At 62.8% G+C, this 293-nt stretch carries 1 protein-coding gene; it reads right to left on the bottom strand.

What is annotated here, in order from left to right:
• Positions 1-293, bottom strand: a 293-nt coding sequence (locus BK665_RS33585) for an AMP-binding protein (RefSeq protein WP_148053295.1), incomplete at both ends; no start/stop codon positions are given.

Below are 293 nucleotides of genomic sequence, written 5' to 3' on the forward strand. Positions count from 1 at the left end.
TCCCGCACGCTATCGAGGGCCAGCACCCGCGCTTCGATCTCGCCGAGTTCAATACGGAAACCACGGATTTTCACCTGATGGTCGATGCGGCCGATGTACTCGATCACGCCCTCGGCGCGATAACGGGTCAAGTCGCCGGTGCGGTACAAACGCTCGCCGCTGAACGAAAACGGGTCCGGCACAAAGCGTTCGGCAGTCAGGGACGGACGTTCGAAGTAGCCACGGGCCAGGCCTTCGCCGCAAATCAGCAACTCCCCCGGTGCGCCGACAGTGTTCAGTTCCAGGTCGCTGCC

Source organism: Pseudomonas frederiksbergensis, assembly GCF_003732665.1.
Lineage (GTDB): Bacteria > Pseudomonadota > Gammaproteobacteria > Pseudomonadales > Pseudomonadaceae > Aquipseudomonas > Aquipseudomonas frederiksbergensis_G.